Genomic DNA, 295 nt, shown 5'->3' on the forward strand with positions numbered 1-295 from the left:
TGGTATCTGGCCCTGGCGCCAGGACCTCCGAACTTCTTAGGCTCGCAGCGGCGAGGATCCGCGACCAGGAGAGTTCTGTCGTATTGGATCAGGATGTCCTTGATCTCCTTCTTGGAGGCTTCATCCACATATTTCTGGTAGTATGAGACCAGAGCTTTGGAGATGGCTTGTCTGATGGCGTAAATCTGAGCGACATGACCTCCACCATTCACCCTCACTCTGATGTCAACTCCAGAGAAACGCTCCTTGCCCAAGAGAAGGATGGGCTCCTGCAGTTTGTACTGGAGAACTCGAG

General features: G+C 53.2%; 1 protein-coding gene. It reads right to left on the reverse strand.

What is annotated here, in order from left to right:
* The coding region (rpsI, locus tag P2081_RS20670; RefSeq protein ID WP_278924665.1) for a 30S ribosomal protein S9 at nucleotides 1-295 on the reverse strand (295 nt) is incomplete at both ends.

This window comes from Pseudophaeobacter profundi, assembly GCF_029697505.1.
In the GTDB taxonomy this organism is placed as follows: domain Bacteria; phylum Pseudomonadota; class Alphaproteobacteria; order Rhodobacterales; family Rhodobacteraceae; genus Pseudophaeobacter; species Pseudophaeobacter profundi.